This window comes from Gordonia sp. CNJ-863, assembly GCF_001942325.1.
Taxonomy (GTDB): Bacteria; Actinomycetota; Actinomycetes; order Mycobacteriales; family Mycobacteriaceae; genus Gordonia; species Gordonia alkanivorans.
The window spans coordinates 106883-125950 of record NZ_MKKG01000022.1 but is presented as its reverse complement, the minus strand read 5'-3'; the positions used below and the strand labels follow the sequence as shown (position 1 = coordinate 125950).

Sequence of the window (19068 nt, the reverse complement as noted above, 5' to 3'; positions counted from 1 at the left end):
CACCACATCTCAATCAACGTCGATCTCAGGAGCACATCTTCGTGAGCGGAATCCTGGACGGGAAGACCGTCCTCATCACGGGCATCATCACCGATGCGTCGATCGCCTTCCACGCGGCCGCCATGGCGCAGGAGCAGGGCGCGACGGTGATCATCACCGGCATCCCGGAGCGGCTGCGGCTGATCGACCGCATCGCCAAGCGCCTGCCGAAAGAGGTGCCGCCGGCCATCGGGCTCGACGTCACCAACGAGGAAGACCTCGAGTCGCTCGCCGACAAGATCCGCGAGATCGCCCCGCAGGGCATCGACGGTGTCATGCACTCGATCGCGTTCGCGCCGCGCACCCTGATGGGCCCGGAGGCCAAGCCGTTCCTCGAGGGTCCCGGCCCCGACGCCGCCAAGGCGTTCGAGATCTCGGCCTGGAGCTACGCGTCGCTGGCCCGCGCCGTGCTGCCGGTCATGAACGAGGGTGGCTCCATCGTGGGTATGGACTTCGACCCGCGCACCGCCATGCCGTACTACAACTGGATGGGCGTGGCCAAGGCCGCCCTCGAGTCGGTGAACCGGTACGTCGCGCGAGAAGTGGGCAACGCCAAGAACATCCGCTCCAACCTGGTCGCCGCCGGACCCATCAAGACCCTCGCGGCCAAGGCCATCGCCGGCACCGCGACCGACGACGCCAAGCAGCTCAACATGCTCAACGAGTACTGGGACGGCGCGTCGCCCATCGGCTGGGACGTCGACGACCCGACCGTGGTCGCCAAGTCGGTCTGTGCCCTGCTGAGCGACTGGCTGCCCGGCACCACCGGTTCCATCGTCTACGTCGACGGCGGCGCCAGCCACAACACCTGGTTCCCGGAGGGCATGACCTCCGGGTCGTGAGCCCGGGGAGAGACGTCGTGGAGACCGCCTTCGATTCCGTCCTGTTCCTGTCCTTCGGTGGTCCCGAGGGTCCCGACGAGGTCATGCCCTTCCTGGAGAACGTGACCCGGGGCCGGGGCATCCCGCGCGAACGCCTGGAATCGGTGGCGGAACACTATCTGCACTTCGGCGGGGTGTCGCCGATCAACAGGTTGAACCTGGACATGATCGACGGCCTCCGCGCCGATCTGGCACGCCGCGGTCTCGATCTGCCGGTGTACTTCGGCAATCGCAACTGGCACCCCCTGGCCGAGGACACCCTGGCCGAGATGTACCGGGCCGGGCATCGTCGCATCCTGGTCTTCCCGACATCCGCCTGGGGTGGCTACTCGGGGTGCCGTCAGTACCACGAGGACATCGACCGGTCCCTCAAGGCACTCGCCGATCGTGAGCCCGGGTCCACGACGCCCGAGGGTGCCGTGGTGCTCCGCAAACTGCCGCAGTACTGGTCGCATCCGGCATTCACCGCGGCCGGCGCCGACGCCGTCCGTCGCGCCATCGAGAAGCTCGGCGAGTCCGAGGACCCGGTGCGGCTGGTGTTCACCGCGCACTCCGTCCCGAGCTCGGCCGACGCCGCGTCCGGACCGGCTGCCGAGGGCGGTGGTCTCTACTCGCGCCAGGTGATGGCCGCCTCGCAGGCCGTTGCCGACGCACTCGGCGTCGACGACTTCGACCAGGTCTGGCAATCGCGGTCGGGCCCCCCGCAGATCCCGTGGCTCGAACCGGACATCTGCGATCATCTGGAAGAACTTGCGGCGCAGGGTGTTCGCCGGGTTGTGGTCTATCCCGTCGGATTCATCTCCGATCACCTCGAGGTGATCTGGGACCTCGACAACGAGGCAGCCGAGACGGCGCAGCGACTCGGGATGGACTACGTGCGGGCCGACACCGTCGGCACTGATCCGCGCTTCGTCGAGATGATCGGCGAAATCGTGGAGAACTACGTCGGCGGCGCCGGCGATCTCGCTGCGATGGGCTGCGGCGACAACGGTCGGGTGTGTCGAGACCGTTGCTGTGTGCCCGCCGCACGGCCGTCGCGGCCGTCGGCCCACGCATCTGACGGTACGTAGAGACAGCTGATCTCAAGCCCATTGTTAACGATCGTTTCGATGAGTTCGTTGCATCATTTGCGATGATAACAATCGGATAACAGGAGTCGTCATATATGGCTCCGTTGTTCGACAGATGACATTCTGTGGATACGCTGCCTCCCCCCGGGCAGCGATTACCAGAGAGAGGAATCTGCAATGGCAGATGGACCAATCGAATTGGACGGCGAGATTCTCGGACCGATCCTGGACACCCTGATCACCGGCTCGCTCGAGGAAGAAACGCCGACCGTGTGAGAAGTCTTCTCGGGTGGGCCGCGTCGATGACGCGGCCCACCCGTTTTTCTGCGTCGTTTCCGGCATGTCGCACCGGGGAATGCGAGCTGCGATGACTGATGAACAGTACGAATCGATCGAAACGGTCACACTCACCGGCGACGATCTCGACCCGGTCATCGAGTTGCTCGCAGACGGTCTCGACGAGATTCCGTTGTACTCGTGGCTGCTCGGGGAACACATGGCCGACCGCTCTCTGCGGAAATGGTTGGCGGAAATCCTCGTACGACCATTGCTGAACGCGAAATGCGTCGTCGGTGCCCGGCGCGGCGTACGTCTCGTCGGATTGCTGGTGTTTCAGCCGCACGACGCCGATCTGGCCGTCGACGGCAAGCCGCCGCTGACGCCGGCCGACTTCGCCGCGGTCGCGACCGTTCCCGGGGTGCGCGAACGTGTCGCGGAGCTGTTGACCAGTTCGAAGCTCGCGCCTCCGGCGGACGACGCGGTCAACCTCCGGATCGGGGTCGTGGCGCAATCCGAACGCGGCGGCCGGGCCACGATCGGCATGATGCGCGAGATGGAGCGGTTCTGCACGGCCGCATCTCGACCCTATTACGCGTGGACGGGTTCGGAGAGTCTGCGTCGCTACTACACCGAGGTCTGGGGTGCCACCGAGTTCGGGGTCGAGGACTGGAACGGCATCACGATGTACGGACTCGTCTCCGACCGGCCACCGCGGCGCCGGACCTGGTCCGAGCCGGTCTGACACGTACCGCTCGCAGGTCAGCGGCGGAGCAGCTCACCGATCGTGTGATTGACCGCGGCCGCCCGTGCGGTCCGGGTGAGCGTCTGCAACCCGCGCAGGGCGGAGTCGCCCGAATCCCATTGCCCCGCAGTGTCGCCGATCTCGACCCGGCGGGCGCCCGCCAGATCGACGATGGCCTCGACCTGGGCGGCGGTGTCGATCAGGCGCGTCGAGCGGGTGTCGAGCGCATGTGGGGGCAGGGCGACGCGATGCCGGGCGGTGAGGGCCGCGAGTTCCTTGCGGAGGTCGCCGGCGTCGACCGACCGGCGTCCGCCGAGCCCGCCGATGATCGACGCGGCATCGCGAACGGCTTGCCGGAGATCGTATTCCAGGTCACCGGCGGACGGCCCGGACGACACGAGGTGGGCGAGGTCCAGCCGATCCGCATACCGGAAGGTCGTCCACCGGCACGTCACGTACGGGGGATCGACGCCGAGAGTGGAGAACTCGGGGACGAGTGCGAGGGTTCCGGCCGTATCGGAGTCGTCGACGAGGAGTACCTCGCCGGCGACCAGCGCTTTCGCTGTCGCAGGATGCGGTGGCAGGCCCTGCGGATCGCCGGTGGAGGGCAGGCGCACCACCAGCTGCCGGGCCGGTTTCAGGGAACCCAGCAGGTTCACCATGCGGTTCCCGGATCCCGTTGCGGACCTGGACTGTTCGGTCGACACCTCATGCCGGTCGGCTGATTCGGCGAGCGCCTCGATCACGTCGTCGGGGGAGCAGCGGCCGGCGAGCCACGCGGCCGCCCACGCGCCCAGTGCGCAGGTCGGCCAGGCGACGGTGGAGGGGAGGATGTCGCTGCGATTCATCAAGGAGCCAGGATACCGCCGGGCCCCGACCGGTCGCCGGGCGTGGCAACCCGCCGCCGGGAGTCCGGGCGCTTACGGTGTTGGGCGCAGATGTCCAGGGACCGAAGAGGTGGAGCGCGATGGATGACCGGTACGGGCGCGATGTGCTGTCTCAGCCACGCCGGGCCAAGCCGCGTCCGGTGGAGGTCGCGGCCGAACGCGATCTCGTCGTGGAAGACGCCGCGACCGGTTTCTGTGGTGCCGTCGTCGGCCTGGAGAAGAGCTACGCCGGTGACCTCGTCCGCCTCGAGGACCGGCACGGCCGGACCCGCGTGTTCCTGATGAACCCCGGCGCCTTCCTGATCGACGGCCGGACAGTGACCCTCGTCCGGCCGCGCACACGTGGACCCCAGAAGCCCGCCATGACGGCGTCGGGTTCCCGCGCCGCGCCCCGCACCCGGGCTCGCACCGCGCGGGCCAGCCGGATCTTCGTGGAGGGTGTGCACGATGCGACCCTGCTCGAACGGGTGTGGGGCGACGACCTGCGGGCCGAGGGCGTGGTCGTGGTGAGCCTCGACGGTCTCGACAACCTCGACGAGGCGCTCGCCGAGTTCCAGCCCGCGCCGCATCGTCGCGCGGGCGTTCTCGTCGACCATCTCGTGGCCGGTTCGAAAGAGGCCCACCTCACCGCAGAGGTCGGCGAGCACGTGCTGGTGTGCGGGCATCCCTACATCGACGTCTGGGAGGCGGTGAAGCCCGCCTCGGTCAAGATCCGGGCCTGGCCGACGATCCCGCGCGGCACCGACTGGAAGACCGGGGTGTGTGCCGAGCTCGGCTGGGGCGACCCGCGGGACGGCTGGCGCCGGGTGCTGGGCGGGGTCAGCAGCTTCCGCGACCTCGAAGTGCCACTCCTGCGATCGGTGGAGGAACTGATCGACTTCGTCACCGCGGCCGAAGAGGCCGGTTAGCGTCGGATCCGCGCGCTCGCGCATCGAACGCGCCGAGGCTGCTCGGACATCTCTGGCAGACTGGACACATGAGCGCCCTGCTGTGGTTGGCGGCCGCGATCGTCCTGGTGGTCGCGGAGATGTTCGGTGGCGAACTGGTGCTGCTCATGTTGGCCGGTGGTGCCTTGGCCGCGGCCGGTGTGGATTTCGTGTGGGAGCCGCCCCTCTGGGTGGACGGCCTGGTGTTCGCGGCGGTGTCGATGCTGCTGCTCGTCGCGGTGCGCCCGGTTGCCAAGCGCCACATGCTCAATCGCCCCTCTGTGCTGATGAACACCGAGGCCCTGGAGGGGCAGCCGGCGGTCGTCACCGAGACGGTCGACGGCGACGACGGCCGCGTGAAGATCGGCGGTGACATCTGGTCGGCGCGGTCGGTCGATCCCGCACAGGTGCTCGAACCCGGAACCCATGTGACCGTCGTCGAGATCGACGGTGCGACCGCGGTGGTGTGGCACGTCTGATAGCTCGATCCGACCTGCTCGACGGTTCGCGAGAAAGGTGAATTGTGGACGATTTCCAGATCTTCGGCCTGGTGGTGGTGGTACTGCTGGTCCTGCTCGTGGCGGTGGTACTGGTCAAATCGGTGGCCCTGATCCCGCAGGCGGAGGCCGCGGTGATCGAACGTCTCGGCCGCTACACGCGCACCGTGTCAGGGCAGTTGACGCTGCTGCTGCCGTTCATCGACCGGATTCGCGCGCGGGTCGACATCCGTGAACGGGTCGTGTCCTTCCCGCCGCAACCGGTGATCACCGAGGACAACCTCACCCTGTCCATCGACACTGTCGTCTACTTCCAGGTGACCAATCCGCGGTCGGCCGTCTACGAGATCGACAACTACATCGCCGGCGTCGAGCAGCTCACCATCACCACCCTGCGCAACGTGGTCGGCGGTATGACCCTCGAAGAGACCCTGACCTCTCGCGACTCCATCAACGGGCAGCTGCGCGGAGTGCTCGACGAGGCGACCGGCCGTTGGGGCCTGCGTGTCGCCCGCGTCGAACTCAAGTCGATCATGCCTCCGCCGTCGATCCAGGAGTCGATGGAGAAGCAGATGAAGGCCGATCGCGAGAAGCGCGCGACGATCCTGGCCGCAGAAGGTCAGCGTGAGTCGGCGATCAAGACCGCCGAGGGCAACAAGCAGTCGCAGATCCTCGCCGCCGAGGGTGCCAAGCAGGCCGCGATCCTCGCCGCCGAGGCGGAGCGGCAGTCGCGCATCCTGCGTGCCCAGGGTGATCGTGCGGCGGCCTACCTGAACGCGCAGGGCGAGGCGAAGGCCATCGAGAAGACCTTCGCGGCGATCAAGGCGGCCAAGCCGACCCCGGAACTCCTTGCCTACCAATACCTCCAGCAGTTGCCGGAGATGGCGAAGGGGGAGGGCAGCAAGGTCTGGGTGGTGCCCTCCGATTTCGGTTCGGCGCTCCAGGGTTTCGCGAAGTCCTTCGGCATCCAGGGCGACGACGGGGTGTTCCGGTACGAGCCGACCGACTCGCCGCCCTCACAGGTCGACGAGTCGGAGACCGAGGACTGGTTCTCGCTGGCATCCGATCCCAAGGTCGCGCAGGCCGTTGCCGAGGCCGAGGCGGTGGCCCGCAAACCCGTCGCCCCCGAGATCGGCACCGGTGTGGGCCGGTTGTCACGTCATGCGTCGCTCGGCGCCGCGATCGAGGAGACCGGAACCACCCCGGGTTAGACCGGCCGTCAGGTGGTGACCAGGTGTGCGATCCCGGCGAGGCCGATCGCCCAGAGCACCGAGGCGAAGGTGCCCATGATGAACTGCTCCGACGCCTGCGGCGCACGTAGTTCGGGATAGCGCGCGAGGCTCTTCACCGCCAGGATGATCGCCAGACCCTCCGGCCATCCGGCCATCAGCGTCGTGACGACGGCCAGCCGCTCGAGATGACCGATGACGCGGCCGCCCCGGAGTGGTCCTACCTCGTTCGGGTCGGACTGTTCGGTATCTGCGTCGTCCGGGGTCTCGGTGTCATCGGGGCTCTCCGGGTCAGGCGTCGGCGTCGGGTTCGCCCGGACACCACCCAGTTTGAGGACCGCCCGCACCACCGGGCCACCACCCGTGACCGCAGCCACGGCCGCGATCACCGTCGCCGCCGCGGCGGGGAACCCGGCTGCGGGTCCGGCGGTGGCGGCGACGACCGCCGTCGCCCCGGCGAGTCCCAGCAGAATCGTGAGTCCGACGGCGTGGACGATCGTCGCCGACGGCGGCACGGTGAGACCGTCGAGTGCGCGGTCACGCATGAGCCGCTCCACTCCGAGCCACCCCACAGGTGCGATGGCGGTCAGCACGAGCAGGACGAGGGCGATCCCGGTCATCGCGCGACCTCCCCGTCCGGCGCCTGCTCGACGGCGTGGAGGCGGTCGGCCTCGGCGAGTGCATCGGCGAGGAGGTCCAGCGAATCGGGTTCCAGATCCCAGCCGGCGGCGCGGAGTCGTTGGCTCATGGCCTGGGGTGAGATGTCGAGGACGCCCGCCGCGTCGGCCTGGGTGAGTCCTCGCCGCATGAGTGCCACCGCCTCGATGCCGGCAGCGCTTCGGGTGGCGACGATGTCGCTGATCAGCCGGCCGGCGGTTTGTGCGTGGCGGCACCATCGGGCATCGGGGCCGCGTACACACAGCGGTATGCGTTGCCGCTTGGCCGCCTCGACCGCGTCCCGGGCGTAGAGGAAAGCGGCTCCGCGGCCTGCGCGGGTCGAGGCGGGGAGCGGCTGTTCGACGTCGCCGGTTCCGATGCCGACGCTCCAGTGACCGTCGGCGGTCAGTTCGACGGCGAGCTGTGCGAGGGTCACCGGGTCGTCGAGGACGCCTTGGATCTCGTCGCCCGCGGTGCGCTCGAAGGGGCGAACCGAGTCGATGGTGCGCAGCCGGTCGAGCACGGCTTCGACGCGATCGATGTCGGTGCGGCTGCCGCGCTGGTCGACGGTCATGACGAACATCACACAAGCCTACTGGCTTGATTAGGACTGATCAAGCCTTTTGGCTGGACCGATCAATCATCAGAACTTGATTCGTCCTTCTCAAGTCTGGGAGGTTGAGGGCTTCCGGTGGTCACCGGCAACCGAGCGTCGAGGACCAGTCCGGCGATCCCGACCGCGAAGAGTGCTCCGCTGATCAGAAGCTGCGCGGGGTTGGTGTCGCCGGTCAGCGAATCGCCGAGCATCACCACCGCCGCGGTTCCGGGGGCCATGCCGATGATGCTCGCCACGGTGAACGGCAGTGGCCGTACCGAAGACAAAGCCGAGCAGTAGTTGGCGACGGAGAACGGACAGGCCGCGATCAGGCGGAGCGAGCCGACGGCCAGCCAACCGCGCCGTTCCAGGCGGTACTCGACGGCCTTGACGACCGGCTTCTTGAGAAACGGTCGCACCCGGTCGCGGCCGAGCACACGCACGAGTCCGAAGGCCGCGACCGCCGCGATCGACGACGCGATCATCGCGCCCACGAAGCCGACGACGGGGCCGAAGAAGATCCCGGACATGACGGTGAAGGTCGAGCGGGGGATCGGGGCGATTGTGACAACGGCGTACGCCGTGAAGAACAGCCACGGAAAGGCCGGACCGAGGTCGTCGCCCCAGGCGCGGACGCTGCCGATCGAGGGGAGCGGGATGAAGTAGGAGCCGAGCAGGACCAGGGCCACGACCGCCGCTGCGACGAGTGCGCGCCGGACGACCCGCCGGTCGAAGGTGACGCGGCGTCGGCTGCCCGTCGCGTCGGGTGTCACCTCGGTGACGGGAGCTGGCTCGGGCACCCGGACACTCTACTCCGGACTGCACGGGGCGCCTCGACGTCGCGACCTGCTCGCACCCGTTGCGTGGTCCATTTCACGCCGACCTCGGTGATGGGCCGAGCGAGCGATCGGCTAAGGTCGTGTACGCGCTCGCACAGAGCATTCACGGAGGTGTGCTTCCCCACATGCCACAGCAAACTGACCAGCCCAAACCCGAGTCAGATCTCGATGGCGCCTACCAGGCGTGGTCGAAGGCCGCCGCGGCCGTTCTGGCGAAATCGCGTCGGGTGGACGTCGACGAGCTCCCGGATACACCGGAGGCCCTGCTCTCGACCGACACCGCCGACGGGCTGACCATCCGGCCGCTGTACACACGTCGCGACGAGACGACCGAACCCGGCCTGCCGGGCCGGTTCCCGTTCGTCCGCGGCGCCGATCCCGCCCGTGACGTGACCACCGGGTGGCGCGTCACCGAGCGGTTCGGCGACGACGAGACCCCGGCCGAGGACGTCAACGAACTCGTTCTCGAGGCGATGACCAACGGCACCAGCGGACTCTGGCTGTCCGTCGGCAAGCCCGGTGGCGGTCTCGGTGTCACCGACCTCGCCGCCGTCCTGCGCGGCGTCTACCTCGACCTCGTGCCGGTGACGCTCGACGCCGGCACCGAGGGCATCGCCGCCGCCCGGGAACTGCTGGCTCTCAAGGAGAAGGCGCAGGCCGCACCGGTCGCCGCCGCTCCCACCGCGGCGACCACGCATTCCTTCGGGCTCTCGCCGCTGACCGCGGCGTTCTCCGGCCGGGCCACGGTCGACGCCGACGAGGCCACGGCACTTGCCGCGTCGAACCTCCCCGTCGGGGTCCGGACCTTCCGCGTCGACGGCAGCGACTTCGCAACCGCGGGTGCCGACAACGGCCTCGAACTCGCCCTCGTGGTGGCCGCCGCGGTGGCGCACCTGCGTGACCTGACCGCCGCCGGCCTGTCCGCCGAGGCGGCCCTGAACCAGATCACCTTCGGTGTCTCGGCCGACGACGACCAGTTCGCGACGATCGCCAAGTTCCGTGCGCTGCGCAAGATCTGGGCCCGTGTGGCCGAGGTCGTCGGTGCACCCGACGCCGGTGGGGCGATCACCCACGGCGTCACGGACCTGTCGATGTACTCCCAGCGTGACCCGTGGGTCAACATGCTGCGCAGCACCATCGCCGCCTTCGGCGCGGGTGTCGGCGGCGCCGACCAGCTGACGGTCCTGGCCTACGACGCGACGATCCCGGCCGACAAGCGCACCTCGAGTGCGTCCTTCTCACGCCGCATCGCCCGCAACACCCAGCTGCTGCTGCTCGAGGAGTCCAACATCGGACGAGTCCTCGACCCGGCCGGCGGTTCGTGGTTCGTCGAGTCGCTGACCGACGACCTCGCCGCCAACGCCTGGGCCGTCTTCACCGAGGTCGAGGCCGCCGGTGGCTACCGCGCCGCCCTGGACAACGGCTGGATCGCCGAGAAGGTCGAGGCCTCGCTGGCCCGCCGCGACGCCGAGGTCGCGCACCGTCGCATCTCGGTCACCGGTGTCAACGAGTTCCCGAACATCGACGAGCGGGCCCTCTCCGACGCCCAGGGCGTCCCGGCGTCGAACGTGACCGACGTGGTCACCGGAACCCCGAAGCTGGCCCGTGTCGGCCGTGCCTTCGAAGCGCTGCGCGACCGGTCCGATGTGGTGCTCGCCGAGCAGGGTGCGCGCCCGTCGATCCTGCTCATCCCGCTGGGCAGCGTCGCCGAACACAACGGTCGCACCACGTTCGTGGCCAACCTGCTGGGTGCCGGCGGCATCACCGTCGTCAACCCGGGTCCGCTGACCGCCGACCAGATCGGCGACGCGTTTGCCGGTGCGAACACCCCGATCGCGGTCATCTGCGGCACCAAGGCCCGCTACGCCGAGGAAGGTCCGGCGGCCCTCGCCGCCGCCCGCGCGGCCGGTCTCGCCAAGGTCCTGCTCGCCGGTCCGGACCGGGAATGGCCCGAGTCCGGCGATCGTCCGGACGGTTCGCTGCGGGTCGGCATCGACGCGGTGAGCACGCTCTCCGAACTCCTCGATCAGCTTCTCTCAACCTCGGGAGCGACGGCATGACCCAGACCGAACCCAAACTGTCACAATCCAACTCGGCCCGGTCGATCCCGAGCTTCGCCGGGGTCGAGCTCACCGACGGAACGGCGGCAGCAGCAGCCGGACCGGGCGCGCCCGTCACCGAGGAACTGGCGTCGGCGCACGGCTACTCGGTCGACCAGGTCACCTGGAACACCCCCGAGCAGATCGACGTCGCGCCGGTGTACACCCGGACCGACCGGAACGCGATCCTCGACGACGCCGAGCACCCGTACCCGCTCGACTCGGTTCCGGGTGAGGCGCCGTTCATCCGTGGCCCGTACCCGACGATGTACGTGAACCAGCCGTGGACGATCCGCCAGTACGCGGGCTTCTCGACCGCCGCCGAGTCCAACGCCTTCTACCGCCGCAACCTCGCGGCCGGCCAGAAGGGTCTGTCGGTGGCCTTCGACCTCGCAACCCACCGCGGCTACGACTCCGACCACCCGCGCGTCGCCGGCGACGTCGGCATGGCCGGTGTGGCGATCGACTCGATCCTCGACATGCGTCAGCTTTTCGACGGCATCGACCTGGGCAACGTCTCGGTGTCTATGACGATGAACGGTGCGGTGCTGCCGATCCTGGCGCTCTACGTCGTGGCGGCCGAGGAGCAGGGTGTGCCGCCGGAGAAGCTGGCGGGGACCATCCAGAACGACATCCTCAAAGAGTTCATGGTCCGCAACACCTACATCTATCCGCCGAAGCCGTCGATGCGGATCATCTCGAACATCTTCGAATACACCAGCCAGAAGATGCCGAAGTTCAACTCGATCTCGATCTCCGGCTACCACATCCAGGAAGCCGGCGCGACCGCCGACCTGGAGCTGGCCTACACGCTGGCCGACGGCGTCGAGTACATCCGCGCCGGTCTCGAGGCCGGTCTCGACATCGACAAGTTCGCTCCGCGTCTGTCCTTCTTCTGGGGCATCGGCATGAACTTCTTCATGGAGGTGGCCAAGCTGCGCGCGGCGCGTCTCCTGTGGAGCGAGCTCGTCGCCGAGTTCGGTCCGAAGAACGCCAAATCGCTGTCGCTGCGCACGCATTCGCAGACCTCGGGCTGGTCGCTGACCGCGCAGGACGTGTTCAACAACGTGGCCCGCACCTGTGTCGAGGCGATGGCGGCGACCCAGGGTCACACCCAGTCGCTGCACACCAACGCGCTCGACGAGGCGATCGCCCTGCCGACCGACTTCTCGGCCCGTATCGCGCGCAACACCCAGCTGCTGCTGCAGCAGGAGTCGGGTACCACCCGCCCGATCGACCCGTGGGCCGGCTCGAACTACGTCGAGACGCTGACCCACCAGCTGGCGCAGAAGGCGCGCAAGCACATCCGCGAGGTCGAAGAGGCCGGCGGCATGACGCAGGCCATCAACGAGGGTCTGCCGAAGCTGCGCATCGAGGAGGCCGCGGCCCGCACCCAGGCCCGTATCGACTCGGGTCAGCAGACGCTGATCGGCGTGAACAAGTACCAGGTGGCCGACGACGAGGAGATCGAGGTCCTCAAGGTCGAGAACTCCAAGGTGCGCGCCGAGCAGCTCGAGAAGCTCAACACCCTTCGCACGCAGCGTGATTCCGCTGCGGTCGAGGCGGCCCTGGCCGACCTGACCCGCGCCGCGGCGTCGTCGGAGGGTGGCATGGAGAACAACCTGATGGCCCTGGCCATCGAGGCTGCGCGTCATCAGGCGACGGTCGGGGAGATCTCCGAGGCGCTCGAGAAGGTCTATGGTCGCCATCAGGCCGAGATCAAGACGATCAGCGGGGTGTACCGACATGAGGCAGGCGAGGTGAGCAACATCGACGCGGCCATCGAGGCAGTGCGCCAGTTCGCCGAGGCCGAGGGTCGCCAGCCGCGCGTGCTGGTCGCCAAGATGGGTCAGGACGGCCACGACCGCGGCCAGAAGGTCATCGCGACGGCGTTCGCCGACCTCGGCTTCGACGTCGACGTGGGCCCGCTGTTCGCCACGCCGGAGGAGGTGGCCGCCCAGGCCGCCGACAACGACGTGCACGTGGTGGGTGTGTCCTCGCTGGCAGCCGGTCACCTCACCTTGGTTCCCGCCCTGCGGGAGGCGCTCAAGGAAGTGGGGCGCGAGGACATCATGATCGTCGTCGGCGGTGTCATCCCGCCGGGCGATTTCGCCGAGCTCTACGAGGCCGGCGCCGCCGCGATCTTCCCGCCCGGATCGGTCATCGCCGACTCGGCCGTGGAGCTCATCGGCAAGCTCGCCGACACCCTCGGCCTGGAGCTGCCCGGGGTGGCCGCGAACTGATGGCGGACAGTCCTCGGCGTCGGGTCGACGTCGACGCGCTGGCCGATGCCGTCCTGGCCGATCGCCGCGCCGACCTGGCGCGCGCGATCACCCTGGTGGAATCCAAGCGCCCCGATCATCGGGCCGCCGCCCAGGAATTGCTGCTGAAGCTGACCCCGCACGCGGGCAACTCGTTCCGGGTCGGCATCACCGGCGTTCCGGGCGTTGGCAAGTCGACGACCATCGAAGCGCTCGGCATGCACCTGGTCGAGCTCGGGCACAAGGTGGCGGTTCTCGCCGTCGACCCCAGTTCGACACGCACCCGCGGGTCGATCCTCGGTGACAAGACCCGTATGGGCCGCCTGTCGACGGAGAAGAACGCCTACATCCGGCCGTCGCCGACGTCGGGCACGCTCGGCGGTGTGGCCAAGGCGACCCGTGAGTCGATCGTGCTCGTGGAGGCCGCCGGCTTCGACGTCGTGCTCGTGGAGACCGTCGGCGTCGGGCAGTCCGAGGTCACCGTCGCCAACATGGTCGACACCTTCACCTTCCTGACGCTGGCCCGCACCGGGGATTCGTTGCAGGGCATCAAGAAGGGCGTCCTGGAACTCGCCGACGTGGTCGTGGTGAACAAGGCCGACGGCAAGCACCTCAACGAGGCGAAGGGTGCGGCGCGCGAACTTCGCAACGCGCTCGGGCTGATCTATCCGCACGACGCCCTGTGGACGCCGCCGGTCCTGACGATGAGCGCGATCGAGAAGACCGGCGTCGACGAGTTCTGGAACACGGTCGTCAAGCACAACCAGACCCTCAGGGTGGCCGGCGAGTTCACCGCCCGCCGCAACCAGCAGCAGATCGACTGGACGTGGTCGATGGTCCACGACATCGTGCTCAGCAGGCTCGCGGAGTCGCCCAGCGTCCGCGACATCCGCGACGAGGTCGAGGACGAGCTGCGCGAAGGTGTGTTGACGCCGGCACTCGCCGCGCAGCGCATCGTCGACGCTTTCGACAACAGGTAGGTGAAGTCGGCGATCTGAGCCGAGTCGCCTCACGGTTCGACCCTATGCGGGTGCGTGCCTGAGGTTTCGGACGAAGGCGCCGATCGTCTCGATCAGGTCGTGGAAGACGGCGTCGAGGTCGGTGGCGGTGGCGATCCGGGCGTTCGGGCCGAGCGGCGACATCCAGCGTTCGTCGGCGACCGTCATGCCGCGGGTGAGGGTGCCGACGAGTTCGACGTCGACCCGCGCCGGGATGGTCGTGACGAGGTCGGGGTTCAAGGCCACCATCGCCGCGAACGGGTCGTGGAGGTGGGCGATGTAACCCTCGTCGTGGTCGTGGTGGAACTCGAAGTAGAAGCGCAGGGCGTCGGTGAGGTGCCGGATGATCTCGTTGTCCGCGACCGAGCGCAGACCCCGTTCGTCGCCCGGGTCAGGGCGTTCCAGGGGCGAACTCCCCGCTGCGGCGGACAGGCGCACCACGTGGCCGGGGGTCAGCACGACCTGTTCGGTGAGATCCAGCGCGCACACGATGGGCTCCGGCGCGCCGTCGGTACCGAATGCGGCGAAGACCTCGGCGGCGGCCTCCGGGTCGACGGCGACGTTCCACTCCGAGGTCGGCGTCGTGTTGCCGTGGGTGTGGAAGGCCCCGCCCATGATCACGAGGCGGTGGAGGCGGGCGGGCAGTGCGGGGTCCCGGCGGATCGCGGTCGCCAGCGAGGTGAGCGGACCGGTCACCAGCCCGACCAGTTCTCCGTCGTGCGTGCGCGACGCCTCGATCCACGCATCCGGGGCGTCGAGGTGGCTCGGCGTGCTGGTCGGGGTGGGCAGCGCCGCGTGACCGACCCCCAGCGGTCCGTGCGTGTCCTCGGTCGTCATGAGTTCGGCGACGAGCGGCGCGGCCGGCCCGACGTGAACGGGGACCTCCGGGCGGCCGCAGAGTTCGAGCCAGGCGAGGTTGTTGGTGGTGACCACGTCGACGGGGACGTTGCCGGCCGTCGAGGCGATGCCGACGAGGTCGACGTCGGCGCGCGCCAGCAGGTAGAGGAGTGCGACCGAATCGTCGATGCCGGTGTCGCAGTCGAAGAACAGGCGCTGGGTCACGTCACAATTGTGCCCGGTGTGCGGAGGGGGGGCGGCGCGTCGCCCCGGGGATCCCTAGTATTCCGACGCAGGAAGCCGGGGCGGATCGCCGTCGGCGCGGCCGCGGAGGAACGCACATGCACACACCACGACGTCCATTCGCGGTCCTCGGGGTGTGCGCAGCGCTCGTCCTGTCCGCCTGTGGCGGCGGCGAGGAGAACGGAGATGGTACGGCGGTACCGGTTCCGCCCGACCCGGTCCTCACCCCGGTCGTTGGGTCGGTGATGTTCGCTCCGACGCCGTTCGCCGGGTCGGACGGCGCCGATCACCTCGTCTACGAGGTGTCGCTGACCAACTTCATGCGCACCCCGGTGACCATCACCGGCGTCAAGGCGCTCGACGCAGGGGTGGACGGTACCCCCGAGCTGCTCGGCCTCGACCAGGCCGATGTCGGGGAACGGCTCAAGCCCACCGGGGCGCCCTCCGTCCCGCCGAGACCCGGTGTGCCCGAGGGATACTCGGACGTGCTCGCACCGGGGCAGAACGGCGTCCTGTTCCTGCATCTGAAGTTCGAGGGAGCGGCGCCGACGAAGCTCGTCCACGAGATCTCGGTCCGTGCCGACGGGGCGCCGCCGGAGATGCGGGAGACCACCGAGCGGATCGCGGAGGTCGAGGTGAACGACGGTGTTGTCCCCGTCCTGGGTCCGCCCCTGATCGGCGAGCACTACATCGCCGCCGACGCCTGCTGCGACGCGGTCCGGCACACGCGCGCGATCCTGCCGTTGGACGGCGCTCCCGTCGTCGCCCAGCGATACGCGGTGGACTGGGAGCAGGCCGGACCCGACGGCAAGATCTTCGTCGGTGAGGCCAGGAACCCGGCGAGCTACCGGATCTTCGGCGACGACGTGCTCGCCGTCGCCGACGGCTCCGTCGTCGCCAGCCGCAACGACCTGCCCGAACAGGTACCGGGGGAGTTCCCCGCGAACCTGCCGATCGCCGAGGCCGACGGCAACAACCTCGTCCTCGACATCGGCGACGGGTTCTTCGTGAACTACGCCCACATGCAACCCGGTTCGGTGCGATTCGAGCCGGGGGACCGGGTACGACGCGGCGAGGTCATCGGCAAGGTCGGCAACACCGGCAACTCGGTCGCACCCCACCTGCACGTCCACGTCATGAACGGGCCGTCGTTCCTGATGTCCCAGGGTGTGCCGAGTGTCACCGACCTGTTCACGATCACCGGCCGAGTGGCCGGCACCGCCGCCTTCGACGCCTCGGAGGGCACCGGTGTACCGCTCGAGATGGCGCCCGGTGTGACCGTCTCCACACAGCAGGACCGGATGATCCTCGATCAGAACGTCGTCACCTTCCGCGCAGGCTGACAACGGTTTTCGGCGTCGACACCGACGCTCTCGGGTCGATCCCGACTGGACAACGAATTCAACGTCCGTACGGTCGGGGTCATGACCATTCAGAACCTGGCCTTCGAATGGACCGAGACGAATCGCGAATGGATCATCGAGAATCCGATCCGCATCGCGGCCTACATCCTGGCCGCACTCGTCGTGCGTTTCGCCATTCACCGCACCATCGACCGGGCGACCCGTCCACGCTCGCGGGACGGTGAGAAGTCGCGTGGAGCGACCCTCATGCGCGGTCTGCGGCCCAAGACGGTGACGACCGAACGCAGCGCCCAGATCGCCGCCCGGCGCGCGCAGCGGGCCGCCACCATCGGTTCGGTGTTGAAGTCGACGGTGTCGATCGTGTTGCTCGTCTGGGTGGTGCTGTCGGTGCTGAGTGTCCTCGGCGTGAACATCGCGCCGTTCATCGCCTCGGCCGGAATCGTCGGTCTGGCGATCGGCTTCGGTGCCCAGAATCTGGTCCGCGACTTCGTCACCGGGGTGTTCATGCTCCTCGAGGACCAGTACGGGGTCGGCGACATCGTCGACCTCGGCGAGGCCATCGGCGAGGTGGAGACCGTGGGTCTGCGCGTCACCACGCTCCGCGACATCGACGGCACCCTCTGGTATGTCCGCAACGGCGAGATCGCCCGCGTCGGCAACATGAGCCAGGAGTTCGCGGTCGCACGCGTCGACACCCCGGTTGCGCCGGGCGCCGACATCGACAAGGCGCAGCGGGTCGCCGCCGAGGCGGCACGTCTGGCCGTCGAGGAGGACGACACCGACATCCTCGGAGCCATCGAGATGCTCGGTGTGCAGGAGGTGTCCTCGGATCAGGTCGTCCTGCGCCTGACGGTCAAGACCAAGCCGAACGGGCAGTGGGCCGTGCAGCGCCGGCTGCGACGCGCCATCCTGCAGGCCTTCGTGGAGAACTCCATCGCCCTGCCGTACTCGCGCGCCTGGGGTTCGTTGCTGGAGACCGCCGGCACCTGACCTCCGATCAGGGTGAACCAACGAGAAAACCCCCGGCCGGAGCCGGGGGTTTTCTCGTTGTTCTGCGGTGTCCGAGGGGGGACTTGAACCCCCACGTCCGTTAATAGGACACTAGCACCTCAAGCTAGCGCGTCTGCCATTCCGCCACTCGGACTTGCTTTGCTGCGTTGCTCCGGAGGGGATTTCTCCCCGCCATCTCGCGGCAGCGGGATAACACTAACCGAGGTTGCCCGTGTATCCCAAATCCCGTAGGAGTGAGGGGTGTCTTCACAGTCTGCGACCACTGAAGTAGTCGATCTCGTCAGCCGGTTGATCCGGTTCGACACCTCCAACACGGGGGAGCCGGAAACCACGAAAGGCGAGGAAGAGTGCGCCAAATGGGTGGCGCAGCAACTCGAGGAAGTGGGATACACCACACAGTACGTCGAATCGGGTCGTCCGGGCCGCGGGAACGTCTTCGCACGCCTCGCCGGACCGCCTGACTCCGACCGCGGTGCCCTCCTGATCCACGCCCATCTCGATGTCGTGCCCGCCGAGCCGGCGGACTGGAGCGTCCACCCGTTCTCCGGTGCGGTCAAGGACGGCTACATCTGGGGACGCGGTGCCGTCGACATGAAGGACATGGCCGGCATGGCGCTTGCGCTGGCCCGCCAGTTCAAGCGCGACGGCACCGTCCCGCCGCGCGAGATCGTCTTCGCCTTCCTCGCCGACGAAGAGGCCGGCGGCACCTGGGGTGCCCACTGGCTCGTCGAGAACAGGCCCGACCTCTTCGAGGGGATCACCGAGGCGGTCGGCGAGGTGGGTGGCTTTTCCCTGACCGTCGACCGACCGGACGGCACCCAGAAGCGCCTGTACCTCGTCGAGACGGCGGAGAAGGGCCTGGGCTGGATGCGACTCACCGCAGAGGCCCGTGCAGGTCACGGCTCATTCCTGCACGCCGACAACGCGGTGACCGAGGTGGCCGAGGCCGTGGCACGGATCGGTCGGCACACCTTCCCGCTCGTGATGACGGAGTCGGTGAGTCAGTTCCTCGCCGAGGTGAGCGCCGAGACCGGACTGGACTTCAGCCCCGACGCACCCGATCTGGAGACGTCGCTGTTCAAGCTCGGCGATCTCGCCCGCATCATCGGCGCGACGCTGCGCGACACCGCCAACCCGACCATGCTCAAGGCCGGATACAAGGCCAACGTCATCCCGCAGAAAGCCGAAGCCGTCATCGACTGCCGCGTGCTGCCCGGACGGCAGAAGGCCTTCGAGAAGGAGATCGACGAGCTCATCGGGCCCAATGTGACCCGTGAGTGGATCACCCACCTCGATTCGTATGAAACGACGTTCGACGGCGACCTCGTCGACGCCATGAACAACGCCATCCTCGCCCACGACGAGCTGGGAAAGACGGTGCCCTACATGCTCTCCGGCGGCACCGACGCCAAGGCGTTCGCCAAGCTGGGGATCCGGTGCTTCGGCTTCGCGCCGCTGCAACTGCCGCCCGACCTCGACTTCGCGGCGCTCTTCCACGGAGTCGACGAGCGGGTGCCGGTCGACGCGGTTCTGTTCGGCACCAAGGTGTTCGAACACTTCCTGCTCCACAGCTGAACGCTCACATAGAGTGTTGGACAGATCGTTCCGATGCGC

The 19068-nt window shown here is 68.4% G+C and carries 17 protein-coding genes and 1 tRNA gene; 12 read left to right on the top strand and 6 right to left on the bottom strand.

The features are described from left to right. Nucleotides 1-41 precede the first annotated feature (41 nt). The 3 genes from inhA to BJF87_RS12455 all read left to right on the top strand — a co-directional run bounded on the left by inhA (nt 42) and on the right by BJF87_RS12455 (nt 3011). Nucleotides 42-881: an NADH-dependent enoyl-ACP reductase InhA gene (gene inhA / locus BJF87_RS12465; protein WP_006360445.1), complete on the top strand. Its 840-nt coding sequence runs from the start codon at nt 42-44 to the stop codon at nt 879-881. A 17-nt stretch (nt 882-898) separates the two neighbouring features. After that, complete coding sequence (locus BJF87_RS12460; RefSeq protein ID WP_035751541.1) at nt 899-1990, top strand: ferrochelatase; 1092 nt, start codon at nt 899-901, stop codon at nt 1988-1990. A 367-nt stretch (nt 1991-2357) separates the two neighbouring features. Next, nucleotides 2358-3011, top strand: coding sequence for a hypothetical protein (locus tag BJF87_RS12455; protein WP_035751543.1), 654 nt, complete (start codon nt 2358-2360; stop codon nt 3009-3011). Between the two features lie 17 nt (nt 3012-3028). Here the strand turns inward: BJF87_RS12455 and BJF87_RS12450 are convergent, their stop codons facing one another. Continuing rightward, nucleotides 3029-3859, bottom strand: coding sequence for a hypothetical protein (locus BJF87_RS12450; protein WP_035751545.1), 831 nt, complete (start codon nt 3857-3859; stop codon nt 3029-3031). Between the two features lie 119 nt (nt 3860-3978). Here BJF87_RS12450 and BJF87_RS12445 point away from each other — a divergent pair, with 119 nt between their 5' ends. The 3 genes from BJF87_RS12445 (at nt 3979) to BJF87_RS12435 (ending at nt 6532) form a co-directional block, all read left to right on the top strand. After that, complete coding sequence (locus BJF87_RS12445; RefSeq protein WP_006360441.1) at nt 3979-4806, top strand: DUF3097 domain-containing protein; 828 nt, start codon at nt 3979-3981, stop codon at nt 4804-4806. 68 nt (nt 4807-4874) lie between these two features. Continuing rightward, complete coding sequence (locus BJF87_RS12440; RefSeq protein ID WP_035751548.1) at nt 4875-5303, top strand: NfeD family protein; 429 nt, start codon at nt 4875-4877, stop codon at nt 5301-5303. Between the two features lie 44 nt (nt 5304-5347). After that, on the top strand, nt 5348-6532 hold the full coding sequence (locus BJF87_RS12435; protein ID WP_035751550.1) for an SPFH domain-containing protein: 1185 nt from the start codon (nt 5348-5350) through the stop codon (nt 6530-6532). 8 nt (nt 6533-6540) lie between these two features. On the opposite strand, the gene BJF87_RS12430 is transcribed toward BJF87_RS12435, so the two are convergent. From BJF87_RS12430 to BJF87_RS12420, 3 genes are read right to left on the bottom strand one after another with little or no spacing between them, the layout of a single operon-like run. Next, nucleotides 6541-7170 (bottom strand): hypothetical protein, encoded by a 630-nt coding sequence (locus BJF87_RS12430; protein WP_006360438.1) that lies wholly within the window; start codon nt 7168-7170, stop codon nt 6541-6543. Further along, complete coding sequence (locus tag BJF87_RS12425) at nt 7167-7790, bottom strand: hypothetical protein (protein WP_006360437.1); 624 nt, start codon at nt 7788-7790, stop codon at nt 7167-7169. The genes BJF87_RS12430 and BJF87_RS12425 overlap by 4 nt, the downstream gene beginning before the upstream one ends. A 53-nt stretch (nt 7791-7843) precedes the next feature. Next, entirely contained in the window at nt 7844-8602 is a 759-nt protein-coding gene (locus tag BJF87_RS12420; RefSeq protein WP_006360436.1) for a TVP38/TMEM64 family protein, read from the bottom strand. Between the two features lie 164 nt (nt 8603-8766). Between BJF87_RS12420 and BJF87_RS12415 the strand changes: the two genes are divergently transcribed. Genes BJF87_RS12415 through meaB form a run of 3 tightly spaced genes read left to right on the top strand, consistent with a single transcriptional unit; the run spans nt 8767 to nt 13981 of the window. After that, nucleotides 8767-10701 carry a methylmalonyl-CoA mutase family protein gene (locus tag BJF87_RS12415; RefSeq protein WP_075863333.1) on the top strand — a complete coding sequence of 645 codons (1935 nt, stop codon included), beginning with the start codon at nt 8767-8769 and terminating at the stop codon, nt 10699-10701. Continuing rightward, nucleotides 10698-12983: a methylmalonyl-CoA mutase gene (gene scpA / locus BJF87_RS12410; protein ID WP_075863273.1), complete on the top strand. Its 2286-nt coding sequence runs from the start codon at nt 10698-10700 to the stop codon at nt 12981-12983. Before BJF87_RS12415 ends, scpA begins: the two co-directional genes overlap by 4 nt. Continuing rightward, nucleotides 12983-13981 (top strand): methylmalonyl Co-A mutase-associated GTPase MeaB, encoded by a 999-nt coding sequence (meaB, locus tag BJF87_RS12405; protein ID WP_075863272.1) that lies wholly within the window; start codon nt 12983-12985, stop codon nt 13979-13981. The genes scpA and meaB overlap by 1 nt, the downstream gene beginning before the upstream one ends. A 42-nt stretch (nt 13982-14023) precedes the next feature. Here meaB and BJF87_RS12400 read toward each other — a convergent pair whose 3' ends face one another. Then, a complete protein-coding gene (locus BJF87_RS12400; RefSeq protein WP_075863271.1) occupies nt 14024-15061 on the bottom strand; it encodes a nucleoside hydrolase in 1038 nt (345 codons plus the stop codon). A gap of 116 nt (nt 15062-15177) precedes the next feature. Here BJF87_RS12400 and BJF87_RS12395 point away from each other — a divergent pair, with 116 nt between their 5' ends. Together BJF87_RS12395 and BJF87_RS12390 are read left to right on the top strand one after the other, a co-directional pair. Then, entirely contained in the window at nt 15178-16422 is a 1245-nt protein-coding gene (locus BJF87_RS12395; RefSeq protein ID WP_035751558.1) for a M23 family metallopeptidase, read from the top strand. Between the two features lie 81 nt (nt 16423-16503). Continuing rightward, nucleotides 16504-17433: a mechanosensitive ion channel family protein gene (locus BJF87_RS12390; protein ID WP_006360430.1), complete on the top strand. Its 930-nt coding sequence runs from the start codon at nt 16504-16506 to the stop codon at nt 17431-17433. A 68-nt stretch (nt 17434-17501) separates the two neighbouring features. Here the strand turns inward: BJF87_RS12390 and BJF87_RS12385 are convergent. Beyond that, nucleotides 17502-17587: transfer RNA gene (locus BJF87_RS12385), tRNA-Leu, on the bottom strand. A 107-nt stretch (nt 17588-17694) separates the two neighbouring features. On the opposite strand from BJF87_RS12385, the gene BJF87_RS12380 reads away from it, so the two are divergent. Then, nucleotides 17695-19029 (top strand): M20/M25/M40 family metallo-hydrolase, encoded by a 1335-nt coding sequence (locus BJF87_RS12380; protein WP_006360429.1) that lies wholly within the window; start codon nt 17695-17697, stop codon nt 19027-19029. Nucleotides 19030-19068 lie beyond the last annotated feature (39 nt).

What these genes read in the sequence shown, in the direction of transcription:
- BJF87_RS12425 (WP_006360437.1), bottom strand. Translation starts at nt 7,790, where the DNA reads ATGTTCGTCATGACCGTCGACCAGCGCGGCAGCCGCACCGACATCGAT.
- BJF87_RS12390 (WP_006360430.1), top strand. Translation starts at nt 16,504, where the DNA reads ATGACCATTCAGAACCTGGCCTTCGAATGGACCGAGACGAATCGCGAA.
- scpA (WP_075863273.1), top strand. Translation starts at nt 10,698, where the DNA reads ATGACCCAGACCGAACCCAAACTGTCACAATCCAACTCGGCCCGGTCG.
- BJF87_RS12445 (WP_006360441.1), top strand. Translation starts at nt 3,979, where the DNA reads ATGGATGACCGGTACGGGCGCGATGTGCTGTCTCAGCCACGCCGGGCC.
- BJF87_RS12395 (WP_035751558.1), top strand. Translation starts at nt 15,178, where the DNA reads ATGCACACACCACGACGTCCATTCGCGGTCCTCGGGGTGTGCGCAGCG.
- BJF87_RS12455 (WP_035751543.1), top strand. Translation starts at nt 2,358, where the DNA reads ATGACTGATGAACAGTACGAATCGATCGAAACGGTCACACTCACCGGC.
- BJF87_RS12440 (WP_035751548.1), top strand. Translation starts at nt 4,875, where the DNA reads ATGAGCGCCCTGCTGTGGTTGGCGGCCGCGATCGTCCTGGTGGTCGCG.
- BJF87_RS12430 (WP_006360438.1), bottom strand. Translation starts at nt 7,170, where the DNA reads ATGACCGGGATCGCCCTCGTCCTGCTCGTGCTGACCGCCATCGCACCT.
- BJF87_RS12415 (WP_075863333.1), top strand. Translation starts at nt 8,767, where the DNA reads ATGCCACAGCAAACTGACCAGCCCAAACCCGAGTCAGATCTCGATGGC.
- BJF87_RS12450 (WP_035751545.1), bottom strand. Translation starts at nt 3,859, where the DNA reads ATGAATCGCAGCGACATCCTCCCCTCCACCGTCGCCTGGCCGACCTGC.
- meaB (WP_075863272.1), top strand. Translation starts at nt 12,983, where the DNA reads ATGGCGGACAGTCCTCGGCGTCGGGTCGACGTCGACGCGCTGGCCGAT.